Annotated in this window: 13 protein-coding genes; 5 read left to right on the forward strand and 8 right to left on the reverse strand. The window is 34.5% G+C overall.

The genetic code is table 11. From position 1 onward, the window contains the following. The first annotated feature begins 2 nt into the window (after nt 1-2). On the forward strand, nt 3-695 hold the full coding sequence (locus WC644_04495) for a ubiquinone/menaquinone biosynthesis methyltransferase (GenBank protein ID MFA5011194.1): 693 nt from the start codon (nt 3-5) through the stop codon (nt 693-695). A 29-nt stretch (nt 696-724) separates the two neighbouring features. Further along, entirely contained in the window at nt 725-2,542 is a 1,818-nt protein-coding gene (locus tag WC644_04500; protein MFA5011195.1) for a M6 family metalloprotease domain-containing protein, read from the forward strand. Between the two features lie 332 nt (nt 2,543-2,874). Here the strand turns inward: WC644_04500 and WC644_04505 are convergent, their stop codons facing one another. The 4 genes from WC644_04505 to pepF form a co-directional block, all read right to left on the reverse strand. Next, nucleotides 2,875-3,618 (reverse strand): DUF6265 family protein, encoded by a 744-nt coding sequence (locus WC644_04505; GenBank protein ID MFA5011196.1) that lies wholly within the window; start codon nt 3,616-3,618, stop codon nt 2,875-2,877. Nucleotides 3,619-3,710: 92 nt separating this feature from the next. Continuing rightward, nucleotides 3,711-4,208 carry a 3-isopropylmalate dehydratase small subunit gene (gene leuD / locus WC644_04510; GenBank protein ID MFA5011197.1) on the reverse strand — a complete coding sequence of 166 codons (498 nt, stop codon included), beginning with the start codon at nt 4,206-4,208 and terminating at the stop codon, nt 3,711-3,713. Continuing rightward, the gene (locus WC644_04515) at nt 4,208-5,494 is read right to left on the reverse strand and encodes a 3-isopropylmalate dehydratase large subunit (GenBank protein MFA5011198.1); all 1,287 of its coding nucleotides are present in this window, start codon (nt 5,492-5,494) and stop codon (nt 4,208-4,210) included. Before WC644_04515 ends, leuD begins: the two co-directional genes overlap by 1 nt. A 46-nt stretch (nt 5,495-5,540) precedes the next feature. Next, nucleotides 5,541-7,406: an oligoendopeptidase F gene (pepF, locus tag WC644_04520; protein ID MFA5011199.1), complete on the reverse strand. Its 1,866-nt coding sequence runs from the start codon at nt 7,404-7,406 to the stop codon at nt 5,541-5,543. A 220-nt stretch (nt 7,407-7,626) separates the two neighbouring features. Between pepF and rpsR the strand changes: the two genes are divergently transcribed. Next, nucleotides 7,627-7,914, forward strand: coding sequence for a 30S ribosomal protein S18 (gene rpsR / locus WC644_04525; GenBank protein MFA5011200.1), 288 nt, complete (start codon nt 7,627-7,629; stop codon nt 7,912-7,914). Between the two features lie 78 nt (nt 7,915-7,992). After that, complete coding sequence (locus WC644_04530; GenBank protein ID MFA5011201.1) at nt 7,993-8,994, forward strand: thermonuclease family protein; 1,002 nt, start codon at nt 7,993-7,995, stop codon at nt 8,992-8,994. 6 nt (nt 8,995-9,000) lie between these two features. On the opposite strand, the gene WC644_04535 is transcribed toward WC644_04530, so the two are convergent. The 4 genes from WC644_04535 to WC644_04550 all read right to left on the reverse strand — a co-directional run bounded on the left by WC644_04535 (nt 9,001) and on the right by WC644_04550 (nt 12,001). Next, the gene (locus WC644_04535) at nt 9,001-10,716 is read right to left on the reverse strand and encodes a PP2C family protein-serine/threonine phosphatase (protein MFA5011202.1); all 1,716 of its coding nucleotides are present in this window, start codon (nt 10,714-10,716) and stop codon (nt 9,001-9,003) included. 54 nt (nt 10,717-10,770) lie between these two features. Next, nucleotides 10,771-11,226, reverse strand: coding sequence for an ATP-binding protein (locus WC644_04540; GenBank protein MFA5011203.1), 456 nt, complete (start codon nt 11,224-11,226; stop codon nt 10,771-10,773). Next, nucleotides 11,192-11,545 carry an STAS domain-containing protein gene (locus WC644_04545; protein MFA5011204.1) on the reverse strand — a complete coding sequence of 118 codons (354 nt, stop codon included), beginning with the start codon at nt 11,543-11,545 and terminating at the stop codon, nt 11,192-11,194. The genes WC644_04540 and WC644_04545 overlap by 35 nt, the downstream gene beginning before the upstream one ends. A 120-nt stretch (nt 11,546-11,665) precedes the next feature. Then, the gene (locus tag WC644_04550) at nt 11,666-12,001 is read right to left on the reverse strand and encodes a diguanylate cyclase (GenBank protein ID MFA5011205.1); all 336 of its coding nucleotides are present in this window, start codon (nt 11,999-12,001) and stop codon (nt 11,666-11,668) included. 99 nt (nt 12,002-12,100) lie between these two features. Between WC644_04550 and WC644_04555 the strand changes: the two genes are divergently transcribed. Next, nucleotides 12,101-14,224, forward strand: a complete 2,124-nt coding sequence (locus tag WC644_04555; protein ID MFA5011206.1) for a S8 family serine peptidase — start codon at nt 12,101-12,103, stop codon at nt 14,222-14,224. Nucleotides 14,225-14,265 lie beyond the last annotated feature (41 nt).

A 14,265-nucleotide genomic window follows, 5' to 3' on the forward strand; every position in this document is an offset into this window, starting at 1 on the left:
CAATGCAGCTGGATAAATCAAAAGAAAATATTAGTGCTATGTTCGATGATATTGCCGCGAAGTATGATTTTCTTAACCATGCTTTTACAGCAAACTTAGACAAATCATGGAGACGTAAAATAATTAGTCATATCTCAGAAAATAAAATAAAAGCAGAAAGGATAATTGATCTTGCTTCAGGTACAGGGGATATGGCAATAGAATTGCTTAAACTTGAACCTCAAAAGGTTCTTTCTTTTGATATATCTCCTAATATGCTTGAGCTTCAGAAGAAGAAAATTCAAAACAAAAAAGTAGAAATACAGTTAGCGGATTCAGAAAATATGCCTGTTGACAGTGGGAGCATTGATATAGTGACAATATCATTCGGTATCCGGAATTTCGAAAATTTAGAAAAATCTTTAAAAGAAATTTACAGAGTTCTTAAACATGATGGTATGCTAATTGTGTTGGAGATGTTCAGCTTAGAGAAGAAAAATTCGATATTTAAGATATATTTCACGATGATAATGCCTGCATTAGGCAGGATAATTTCGAGAAGTAATATTGCTTACTCTTATTTACATACGTCTGTGATGAATTTCAAGACCGTCAATGAATTTATTGATATTGCTTCTAAAAATGGTTTTGTATTAAAATACAAGAAAAACAACTTTAGAAAGTTTGTTTATTCAGTTTATCTTAGAAAGCTTTAAATTAATTTATTAAAATATACCTTACTAATATGACTTTCAGAAAGATTATTTTACTCGTTTCTATTAGTTTAGCATTCACTTTAGAATTATTTCCCGCATATCTCTCCTTTGAACCTGTAACGCTTATACAGCCGAATGGTAAGATACTATATATTTATGCTAGTGGTGATGAATTTTATAACTGGCTTCATGATGCAGAAGGTTACACTATAATTCAAAATTCAAAATCTGGTTATTATTGCTATGCAGTCCTTGAAGGAGGTTCTATTGTTGCTTCAAAATATATTGTTGGTGCCGCAAATCCTTTACTAACAGGATTTCAAAAGTGGTTAACAGTTCCTGAAAGTGAAATAATAAAGAAAAGGAATGAGTTTTATACGAATTCACCTCAAGATATAGGTGATGCACCTAAAACTGGAGTTATAAACAATTTAGTAGTATATATCAGATTTGCTGGAGAAAACGAGTTTACTGATTCATTGGTATATTATGACCGCTTGTTTAATCTTAGTGTTCCCGGTACTAATTCGATGAAAAATTATTTTAAGGAAGTTTCTTATAATCAGCTAAGTATTGGAACGTCATTTTATCCGACGACAACGAATGCGTTTGTTGCTTCATACAAGGATACATCAGTCAGAGCCTATTTCAAACCATATAATGAAACATCCAATCCATTAGGATATTCATCTGCTAATAAGACTGAGAGGGAACATTCATTGCTGAATAGAGCATGTCAGTATATAGCAAATATGGTACCTGATACTTTAAATCTTGACGGAGACGAGGATGGAAGGATTGATAATGTTTGCTTCATAGTTTACGGAAGTTCAACTGCATGGGCTGATTTATTATGGCCGCATATGTGGTCATTATATTCTCAAAACGTTTATATAAGAGGGAAGAGAGTTTATACTTATAATTTCCAGATTCAAAATAGTTTAAAAAGCAGTGGAGTAGGTGTTCTATGCCATGAGATGTTTCATTCTTTAGGTGCTCCCGATTTATATCATTATACAAGTAACGGAATAAATCCGATGAGCAGATGGGATGTGATGGATGCCAATCAAAATCCTCCTCAGCATATGTGCACACATATGAAGATGAAATACGGGACATGGATATCATCCATACCTACGATTTTCTCACCCGGAACGTATACTTTAAAATATACTCTTTCCCCAACAAATAATGCATACAAAATAATAACTCCATTTTCATCAATTGAATATTTTGTTGTTGAATTTCGCAGAAAGCTCTCTGTATTTGAGAATTCGATACCGGGAGATGGTATGCTAATAATGAGAATCAATTCAACGCGAAACGGAAATGCAAACGGACCGCCTGATGAAGTATATGCATACAGGCCAAACGGTACTTTGAACGCAAATGGAAGCCCGCTGCAAGCTCATTATTGTCTGGAAGTAGGTAGAACAGCAATTAATAATACAACAAATCCTTCTCCTTTCCTCTTAGATGGAGCTCAAGGAGGATTAAATATCGATAATGTAGGTTCGTATCAAGATTCAATAATTTCTTTCACTATCGGCACATTAACAAGTATTAATAACAATGTTGTACCGATAAAAACAAGCTTATCTCAAAACTATCCAAATCCATTTAATCCTGCTACGGAAATTGAGTACAGTATATCGAAATCGGGGAATGTTTCACTAATTGTGTATGATATTCTTGGGAAAGAAGTATCAGTTTTGGTTAATGAAATGCAAAATCCGGGGAATTATAGGGTGCAGTATGACGCATCAGCATTGACTTCTGGTATCTATTTCTATAAAATCAATTCAGAAGGATTTAGTGATATTAAGCGAATGATGTTAATTAAATGAGTTTAGATAGTTGAAAAGAACGGATTAGATTTTATAGAACAACGTACTTTTTGTTTTTAGGTAATTAGTATATCACACTTAAATATATGTAATTTTAGAAAGATATACGTACATTTTATATAAGGATTTACCTATTTTGGGTATGAGTAAGGATACTTTTAAGTGTAAATAATCTGGATATGAAGTGGATTTTATTTGGATTTTAAGTGCTGGTAAGATGAAAGAATTTTGGATTCTTTTAAAAGAGGCAGAAAACTTGTTAAATAAGAATGTTAACTTCGTTTGTTAATATGCTTAATTAACTCCAAAATATATGTTTCTGAGGAATATGATTAATCTAATTTTGATATAATAACGTATTTGCCAACCCTGCTTTGCTGATTGTTGTCATCTGCATCCCAAAGACCTTGATTGAAGATAACAGAATATGCAATATCTTTATCAAGTAAAGTCTCTAACTCACTTATTTTTATATAAGATTTGCCAATTTTTATAAAGTAATTTATTCCCTGTATATTTAGGAAGTAATCGTAGACTCCTTCATTAATTTTTCCTGCTTTATTTTCAAAAGGCTGTTTAAAAACCTTACCTTTAATTGTAATCGGTTGATGGATATATTCTCTAATATACTTAATATCAAAACTCGAAGTATCGCCTTCTACTCTGGTGTTTACTGTTCCGAATCCAGAGAAATCATAAATTATTCTTTTGGGGAAATCGTGATTGAGGTTTTCAAATATAAACACCTCATCTTTATAATTCTTCAAGGTGAAACATATTTCACCCTGCGGATTTTCAGGGTCCTGTTCCAAGATTGTAGCACAATATTGTAACTCATTCTCTTTGTTAATAACACGCATTGTTTCTGACAGCATTGAACCACCCTGATATTCATAAATTGTTTTACCAACAAGCTCACCTTCAGCAGAAATTTCCCATATTTCTGTTGTCTTATCTTTATCAGTTGTTGATGAATATTGACCGTAGAAAAGGTGAGTAGGGTAAACAATAGACTGAGAATATCCATTTATGTAACAAAACAAGGTTACGAAAAATATAACAAATATTGTCTTCATGTTGAGAATTTGTTTTTCAATAATTTAACAATTATAAAACAAAAAACCCATAGTAAAACTATGGGTTTTTTTGATGAAACTAAGATTTTTATTTATTTTGCGTATTTTGCTAAGACTTTCTTTCTTGTATAAGCGACAAGACCACCGGCTTCAACGATTGCCATACGAGCTGCAGGAAGAGGGACAGTAGCAAATTCTTTTCCTTTTGTTTTATTAACCACTTTGTCTCCTACTAATTCGATTTCATCTCCTAAGTCAGCTTCTATATCAGGACAAGTAATAAGATTAAGTCCGAGGTTAATTGCATTTTGCAAGAATATACGTGCATAATCTTTTGCAATAACTACAAGACCGTGTCCAAAAATTGTTGACGCAGCTTGTTCACGTGAAGAACCACATCCAAAATTATTGCCGCCAATAATAACGCTACCAGCGGGATATTCTTTGGAATTAAGTTTTTGATTTAATTCAGTATAATCCGCAAAACAGAACTGAGGCGTTTCAGTCGGCAGTACTGTAGCCATGTATCTTCCCGGATAGATAGCATCCGTGGAAATATCATTACCGAAAATATATACTACTTTTCCCATTAGTTTACTCCTTTCATTATAGGACTTGTTATTTCACCTGCAACAGCACTTGCTGCAGCTACTGCGGGAGAGCATAAATAAACGTCGCCTCTAGGATTACCCATTCTACCTTTAAAGTTTCTGTTTGTAGTTGAAAGAGCTACTTCACCGTCACCAATTGCTCCCTGATGTACACCGAGGCAGCATCCGCAACCAGGGTTCATAATGATTGCGCCTGAATCAGAGAATATTTCAAGCAAACCTTGTTTCAATGCTTGTTTGTATATTTTCCAAGATGCAGGGAAGATAAGCATACGAGTATCTTCAGCAACTTTTTTACCTTTAAGAATACTTGCTGCAATTTCCAAGTCATCAATTCTTCCGTTAGTACACGAACCAATGACAATCTGATCAACCTTAACACCTTTCACTTGGCTGATTGGTTTAACGTTATCTACCGTATGCGGGCATGCGATCTGAGGTTCAAATTCATTCGCATTTATCTCAACAACTTCGCAGTACTTCGCATCGCTATCGGAAAGAACTGGATTAATTGCATCAGTGACTCCTGCTTCTCTGAGGTAACGTTCTGTTTCTGCATCACCGGGAACAATTCCAGCTGTAGCACCTGCTTCAACAGACATGTTTGAAAGAACGAGTCTTCCAGACATCGGCATATTTCTGATTGCTTCCCCATGGAATTCTATTACTTTAAAGTTAGCACCTTGAGCTGACATTTTACCAATTATATATAGTATTAAATCTTTTGGAAAGACATTATCTTTAAATTTACCATTAACGACAACTTTGATAGTTTCAGGAACTTCAACGTTAAGTACGGTTCCGAGTGACCAAACGCTTGCCATTTCTGTAGCACCAATACCAAAAGCAAATGCACCAAATGCACCATGAGTCGTCGTGTGGCTATCTGTACCAACAACAACATCACCAGGCCTAATATAGCCGTATTCAGCAAGAATCTGGTGACATATACCGCCTTCATCAGAGCGAATATCATGAAATTTAGTAATACCGTTAGCTTTAACAAAGTTTCTTATCTTTTTCTGATTTGTAGCAGTTTTAGAGCTTTCTGCAGGAACTCTGTGGTCGAATATAATCGCTATTTTATTCGGGTCCCATACTTTCGGTTCAAGTCCAGTATCTATGAATACTTCATTGAATTGATTAATTACAAGTGCAGCATTTTCATGTGACATTGCAACATTGACTTCGGGTTCTAAAACATCGCCAGGTTTTACAGAATCCTTTTTGGTCGCTTTAGCGAGAATTTTCTCGACTATTGTCATTCCCATTTATTTAACTCCTGTTTTTTAATAATGATTTTAATTGAAATTATTTATTGAGACGAGCCATAATTTTTTCCATTTCTGAAACGAGATAATCAAATCTTTTAAATGCTTTTTCATAGGGTTCTTTTGTAGTCATATCAACACCGGCTTCCTTAAGAATGTTGATTGAGAAATCTTTTCCGCCTGATTTCAGCATATTAATGTAAGCATCGCGTTCTTTTTCACCACCATTCAACACCATTTCAGCGAGAGCCATTGAAGATATTATTCCTGTACTATACTGAAACACATAAAAATTATAGAAGAAATGCGGGATTCGACTCCATTCTCTCTGAATATAATCATCAACCTGTGTAACACCTTTATAGTGTCCATAATATTCACGGGTAAGGCTTAAATATTTTTCATTCAACCAATCGGCAGTAAGAGTTTTTCCTTCCTCAACTTTCTCGTGCATTGCAAGTTCAAAATCAGCAAATAAGGTTTGTCTGTATAATGTACCTCTTACCTGATCCAGATAAGCATCGAGTATAAATAGTTTATACATATCATCAGTTTCATTTTTCAACATATACTCCATAAGCATATTCTCGTTAAAAGTGGAAGCAATTTCGGCTAGAAAAATGGTGTAATCAGAAGTCACAAAAGGCTGATATTTATTGGATAAATATGAATGCATTGCATGTCCAAGTTCGTGAGCTACAGTAGAAACTGATTCGTATTCGCCGTTATAGTTCAACTTAACGTATGGATGCACACCATAAACACCTCCTGAATATGCACCGCTTTCTTTATTTTTATTGGGATAAATATCCATCCATCTGTTTTTGTAAGCTTCATCGAGAGTTGATTGATACTCGTCGCCCAGCGGTTTCATAGATTCTTTAATAAGATTTTCACCATCCTTAAATGTATAAATCTTTTCGACTGATGGGACTGCGGATGCGTAGATATCTTCATATCTATATTTATCGAGCTTAAGAAGTTTCTGCTTGAGTTTTAAATATCTGTGCAGAGGATCAAGGTTATCCTTAACTGATTTAATAAGGTTTGTGTAAACTTCTCTTGGGATATTATCGTTAAACAATTTTGCATCAAGGCAGTTTTCAAATTTCGTAACTTTAGCGTTAAAGAGATGGTTTTTAACTGCACCGTCTTGAAGAATTGAGAACGTATTTTCGAAGTTCTTCATGTTATTCCAGAATTCTCTCATTACAAGGCTTCTATTAGCAGGGTCTTTGTCACCGCGGAATTTAACATAATTCGCATAATTCAAAGTCACTTTAGTTCCGTCTGAGAGCTTTACATCGACAGAGGGCAGTTCCATATCATTCAGCATATTAGCAGTTTTGCTCGGGATACCTGAGAATAAGCCAGTCATGGAAACTATTTTTTGCTGTTCTTCGGGAAGGATGTGATCTTTACTTCTTAAGATATCATAAAGCATAAAACTGTAAGGTTTCAACTTTGGCTCCTGAGAAATATATGTATCAAGCTTATCTTTACCGAGGGCAATGATATCAGGGTTTATAAATGCTAACTTTGCATAATAGTTTACAAAAATGGATTGAAGTTCGCCTTCCATTTTCTGAAATTTTGTATCTCCAATATCAGCAGCACTCTGGTGAGAAGCATAAGCGTATAGAACACCGGATTTCTTATTAATATCAGAGATTAATTCAAGCATGGTAAGCATGTTTGAAGAAGATTCTGTCCAGTTTTTCTGTAAAGCATCAACCTTTGAAATCATATCGACAGCGGCATCTTTATCAGATTTCCAAGCTTCATCATTTGTATAAAGGTCTTCGATTTTCCAAGTGAATTCCACGGGAATATCTTTTCTTTCTGTCATAGAATAGTCAGGTATCTTCTTATCGGTCTGACTAAAGATGTTATTATTAATTGTCATTAATACAATAGTTAAAATTAGAGCAAAGTAAAATGTTTTATTAACCATAAGTTTAAAATTTAAAATTCGAGGATATTGCAATATAATTCTTTAAAAATTGAATTTATATTGAATAATACTCTATTTTATCAATCAAGAAAAGCTCTAAGACTTATAAAAAAGGTAATTGAAAAAAGGGTATAAAATTGGTATATTAAACTTTTATAAACATTATTTATATATGAAAAAAGTAAAAGCGAAAAGCAATTACAAACTTACTCAACAGCTTGCAGCGAAAAAACAAGCAGCAGCAAAGAGGAGAGACCCTTTTAAAGAGAGGGGAATCGAAAGTTTTATTGACTTCCGCGATGTCAAGCTGCTGACGAGATTCTTAAATGAACAAGGTAAGCTGCTTCCTGCGAGAATTACGGGTTCTCCAGCTAAAATGCAGAGAAAGCTAACGACAGCTGTAAAAAGAGCAAGGCATCTCGCTTTTCTTCCATTCGTCAGCGAAGGAACAAAGTATTAAGCGGAATTAATAAGATAGAATTATTATTATAACTCCTAAATATCAATATTTAGGAGTTTTTTATTAAACAAAAATGATATGAAGATAAAAGGAAGAATATATTTATTAACTGTATTAGTTTTTCTAATTTCAGAGTTTTCATTTGCACAAAAGCAAAACGATTCGATTTATATTATTGCTGAGGATGAGATAACAAAGGTTACTGACGGTGATACATTCAGGTTTAAGAACTTAACAAAACCTACACGCCTTCTTTTTATAGATACTGAAGAAACATTCAAAGGTAAGGACTCAGATGAAAAGATAAAACAAATTGCAGACAAGTGGCTCGAGCATTATTATGAGCAGAAACAGGAAAAGAAATCAGAATATCCAATTAAACTCGAATCTCCATTCGGAATGCAGACGACTGAATGGGCTAAAGAATTTTTTAAAAATGTAACACGAGTTAGGATTGAAAAGGATGACACACTAAGGGGTGAAGATATGTTCGGAAGGTATCTTGTATATCTGATGGCAGAAAAGAACGGGAAGTATGTTAATTATGCGCTGGAATGCGTCAAGCAGGGGTATAGTCCATATTTCAACAAATACGGAAACAGCGGCAGATTCCACAGGGAGTTTGTGGAAGCACAGGAATATGCAAAGGCAAACAGACTCGGGATTTGGAATCCATCCAGCAAATGCTATCCTGATTATGAAGAACGAATTAAATGGTGGAATGAACGAGCAGAAGAGATTGTGTACTTTTATTCAAATTATGGGAATGATTTGAGTGTCATTAATCTGCTGAACGGTGATGCTCAAAAGAGGCTGAAGGATGCTGTAGGTAAAGAAGTTACTGTTTTCGGAAACATAGGTGAAGTCAATATTGATAGGTTTCCTTACTTACTGAGAAATTCAATCTCAAAGAAAGTTTCGCTTGACATTCTTATAGATTATAAAGATGTAGAAGTGTATAATGCAATAGATGTTAAGAGAATGGAAAGTAATTATTTCTATTGCACGGGTAGGATTGAAGATAGGGATCGCAGGTATAAAATGTACGTTACAAATAAAGAACAAGTAAGGTTTAAGTAATAAGAATCAGTTCTTTTTAAGAAATATCATTGTAATGTCGTCGTACTGATTTTCACCATTAGTGAAAAGCTTAATATCGTCAAGAAGTAAATTCTGTATCTCTTCAGAAGAGTTATTCCTAAATTTCTTTACTACAGAAATTATACGTTCTTCACCATACTCTTCTTTTGCGGTATTTCTTGCTTCCGAAACACCGTCAGTATAAAGAACCAGAACATCATTTGAATCAATCCTTACATTTTCGAAGGAATAATTCATACCACAATCAACAACTCCCAGCATAAGTCCACCTTTATCAAGATTTACAACATTATCATTTTTAATCAGGACCGGAGGATTATGACCTGCGTTTACGTATGTGAATGAACCTGAACTAACATCGAGTATTCCCCAGAAGAAAGTAATAAACTTTTCAGAATTGGTGTTTGCGAAAATGAGTTCATTTATCTTTTGAGTAGCAAGTTCAAGTTTGAAATCTTCGTCATAGAATTTAAGAAAAGAATGAACTGCGGATTGAATGTTTGCCATCAGCAATGATGCGGGGGTACCTTTACCTGATACGTCAGCAATCACGAGAATAAACTTATCTTCATCGACTTTTATTATATCGTAGTAATCACCGCCAACGTGAAGCGCGGGAATATTGCAGCCTGATACGGTATACCCTTTTATCTGCGGGATTTCTTTCGGGAGCATAGCAACCTGTATTTCCCTTGCAACGTTCAACTCACTTTCAATTTTCTGTTTTTTAAGAAACTCATTGAACAGGACAGTATTATCAAGGGAAATAACCGAAAGGTTTATAAGTGATTCGAGAAACTGTATATCACTTAACACGAAAGGAGATTTATTTAGTTTAGCACCAAGAAGTACAATTGTTTCAACAACATTGTTTGTTTTAATTGGGATAATAAGCCTAAAGCCTTCTTCAAACAGCCTTCTTTTCATTGGTATATCGCTATTAACTTCAACTATCTCGGGTTCGATAAAGATATCGAGTTCTTCAAGAAGGACAGTATCAGGATTTACATTAACAGATGACTCAACAATTTTATAACCATAATCTTTATCTTTTGCAATCCACACGTAATCTTTAATACCGAAATTACCGAGAAGTGAATATTTAAGAAGTTTTATTATACTGTCCCTGTCCTGAAAATTTGAGTTAAATTCTTTGCTAAGTTCAAACAGTGAGCGCAGGTGCTGGATTTGTGTGCTCATATTCCTGTTGAGCAGTTTTATTTCTTCAAACCGAATGGAGTTTTCTATAGTAGGGGAAGATAGGTTCAATAATGTTTGAATAAAAATATTCTCATGTTTAGTCAGTTCTTCATTTGTAAGTTTTTTACCGAGGCATAAAATTCCAAGAAGTTTCTCAATAAAATATATTTTATAGAAAAACTTAAGTTTGTTGCTGACGAAGAAATCAACATTCGGAACATCTTTAATATCGAATTCGGGATCTTTGGGAATTTCGAACGACAATCTATTACCAACAGTGTTTGTACTGATTCCTTTTACTGCTTTGACATAAAACGTTTTATCATCACAATCCGGGGTTTCGCATTTAATTAAAACCGAACCTTTTGTAATCATCATTTTTCCCATAATACTCAGAAGAATATTTCCGAGAATAAACTCAAGATTGAGATTAGTGTTTATCAGCTGTGAGAATTCAATCAGCGAATTTAATTCAAGCTGTTTATTGGTTAAGTTATCCATTGATAGAATATTTCAGTAAATATGAAATAAAGGAATGTAAAAATAAAGGAATTACTAAATCACTTTTACAAGTACGAGAGAGTTCAAGTTGGGTTCTTTGTGGTAGAATTCAATTTTGTCCATCGATTTCTTCATTAGTGGTATCCCGAGACCTCCCACTTTATACTTTGCAAAATATTCTTTCATATCCGGGTTGATTTTCTTTGTAGGATCAAATGAATCACCTTTGTATATCAGGGTAACAATAAATTGTTTGTCTTTAACATTGGTTTCGACATCAATAAAATTGTTCTCATTATATTTATAATTATGTTTGATAATGTTAGTGCAAGCTTCATCGACGGAGACAAGAATCTGGTTGAGAACTTTAGGGTCAATTTTAAGAGACTCGCCTTTTTTCTCAATAAACTGTCTCACCAGATGAAGGTTCTTAGTTGAACTGGTAATCGTTATTTTATCATTCTTGTCCACAAGACTAATCAGCTTGATTAAATTTTGTAACAGCTTCATTTTCGTTTTTTGTAATGTTGAAAAGCACAGGAAAACCCAGCATATCGAAAATGTTAAAAATCTTGTCACTCATACTGCAAAGTTTAATATCACCGCCGTTATTTCTCATATTTTCAATGTAAGCCATAAAAACTCCTAATCCCGCACTGCTAATGTACGTAAGAGCGGAAAAATCAACTACAATTTTAAAGTTTCCGGAAGATAACAGCTCCTCGAACTTTTTTTCCAGTATGTTTGAAGTATGCGCATCAAGAAATCCATTCAAGGAAATAATTGCAATGTCTTCCTGTTTCTTATCTGTTATTGAAAATTCGTCCATTATTTGTTTAATTTTTCCAGAAAATTCATAATATAATTATAAAAATAAATGACATAATTTATACAGTTTCCTTAATTATTATACTAAAATATCCCCAAATAGTTGCGTTTTCTTTTTTATCTATGAGTTCCGAATGAAATTCTCCATGTGTTCAGGGAGTTCCAAAGACAATTCAGCAAATCCTGAATAAACGCCGTTCTCATAAATGGGTGTTTGGTAGATCAACTTTTTAACCCCGTTTTTTTCGATTGTGTAAACATTTTTCATTTCGTTTTCAAGCATTTTTGCGAGGAGTGATTTGGAGGGTTCGGGATGACAATCGAGGACATTAGTACCAATGAGTTTCAATCCTCCATCTCTTTCAAAAGTACGCACGGCTTTATCATTCATGTAAGTTATTATGCCTTCTTTTGAGCATAAAGTCACTGCAAAATCTACTTCTTTAAAAGTATTCATTTGAATTAATTAAGTTGAAATTAAAATTTTATAATAGTTGTTAATGTATATAAATTTATGATATAATTAAGTAATTTAGCAACATTAAGTTTAATAAAAATGAAGAAATTAATATCTATTCTATTTACAGCAGTTATTGTAATTATTATTACATTAGGAACAAAAACCGAATATTCGAAGATCTCGGATTCTGTTAAGAATGCTTTAGATTATTCAAATGAGGATAAACTCATTGTTTATGTATATTTTAAAGATAAGGGACCAAATGCAGAGCAACTGCTGAATGATCCGCTTCTACTCGTATCAGAAAAGTCACTTGAGAGGAGAAAGAAAGTATTACCACAGAATAAGTTAGTAGATATAACAGACGTACCAGTTTACAATCCATACGTAAACCAAGTTGCAGCAAAGACGATAAATGTAAGACACCAGTTAAAGTGGTTTAATTGCATTTCCGTTGAAGCGTCAAAATCGCAGGTGCTTGATATAGCTGCACTCGAATTTGTTGAAAAAATTGAGCTTGTTGAAAGGTACAGAAAAGTACAAGAAAATGATGAGATGACAACAGTAAACGTACCAATTTATGAATCTGATTCACCTTTGCTTGATTCATTAAATTACGGATCTAGTTTAAATCAGGATTCACTAATAAAAGTAAACAGAGTACATAACCAAGGAATATACGGACAGGGAATTACGGTAGCAAACTTTGATGCAGGTTATCAGAATTTAAACCATGAGGCATTTACCACATACCCGATGAAAATCTGGAAGAAGAAAGATTTTCATACAGGGGATACAGTAACACTTGCGTCACATTCACACGGACAGGCGACATTATCGTTAGTAGGCGGATACAAACCAGGTTCATTAATCAGTCCTGCTTTTGCTTCGATATACGTACTGTGCAGAACAGAGGTTGATCCAGGGGAAACACCTTTAGAAATGGACCACTGGGCAGCAGCTGCACAATGGGTTGACAGTCTTGGAGTAGATGTTATAACAAGTTCATTAGGCTATCTTGAGTTTGATTCACCATATACAAGTCTTACATGGCAAGATATGAACGGACATACAGCTCTTATAACGAATGCTGCAGATCTGGCTGTTTATAAAGGGATTGCAGTGTTTAATTCAGCAGGTAACAATTATGAAGATGTACATAACACATTAGGTGCTCCAGCAGACGGTGACAGCGTGATAACAGTAGGTGCACTAAATAGTTCCGGAGTTAGAGCATCATACAGTTCAGTAGGACCGACAACCGACAATCCACCGCGAATAAAGCCAGATATAATGACTCGCGGCTCAGGGAATCAGGTAGCGACAAGTTCAGGATATTCAACATTTGGCAGCGGTACATCATGGGCATGTCCTATGGCAGCCGGTGTTGGAGCGATGATGCTTTCTGCAAATAAAAACATTACTCCAATACAAGTTAGAGATATTATGAGAAAGTTTGCAAGCAATACTGCAAGTCCTAATAACCAGATAGGATGGGGTACCATTAATGCTGAAAAATCGGTTGATTCTGTAAGGAAAATGGATAACGAACTACCGACGATACTGCATACACAACCTTTTACATCAACAACTAATACAGGCGCTTTGTCTTTTAAAGCAAGAATGTTTGATAATGGAATAATAAGACAATGGGCTAACGAAGCACCTCGACTATATTACAGAAAGAATACAGGGAGCGGATGGAGTTCATGGAGTTTTGTGAATAAAACCTCATCAAATCTTGACACGTTTTATTTTCAAATACCGGGAAGTGTACTTGGTACCGCAGTTCAGTATTATTTTGCGGCTCAGGACATAGCTTTACCCACAGCAAAAATATCAACGTACCCACAAGGAGGAAGCGGAATAAATCCCCCGGGAGCGACACCACCTGCTGAGTTTTTTCAGTTCGTAGTAGGTACAACTTCAATAAGCGGAATAGGAACTGATATGCCAAAGGAATATAAACTGTTTAATAATTATCCGAATCCGTTTAATCCATCGACAGAGATAAAATATGATTTACCGATGTCATCGATTGTTAAGCTCAGAATATATGATATTAACGGAAGGATGGTCAAAGAACTTGTAAATCAGGTTCAGGCAGCGGGAAGTTATAAGGCAAGGTTTGATGCGACAGGATTTTCTTCGGGAATATATTTTTATCAATTAAGTGCAGGTGATTTTAAAGCACAGAATAAAATGCTGTTAGTGAAATAGAATCTAATAATAGTTTTTATTTACGGGCACGTTTTATTCGT

The sequence above is a fragment of the Ignavibacteria bacterium genome, assembly GCA_041649015.1.
GTDB lineage: Bacteria > Bacteroidota > Ignavibacteria > Tepidaquicellales > Tepidaquicellaceae > CAIKZJ01.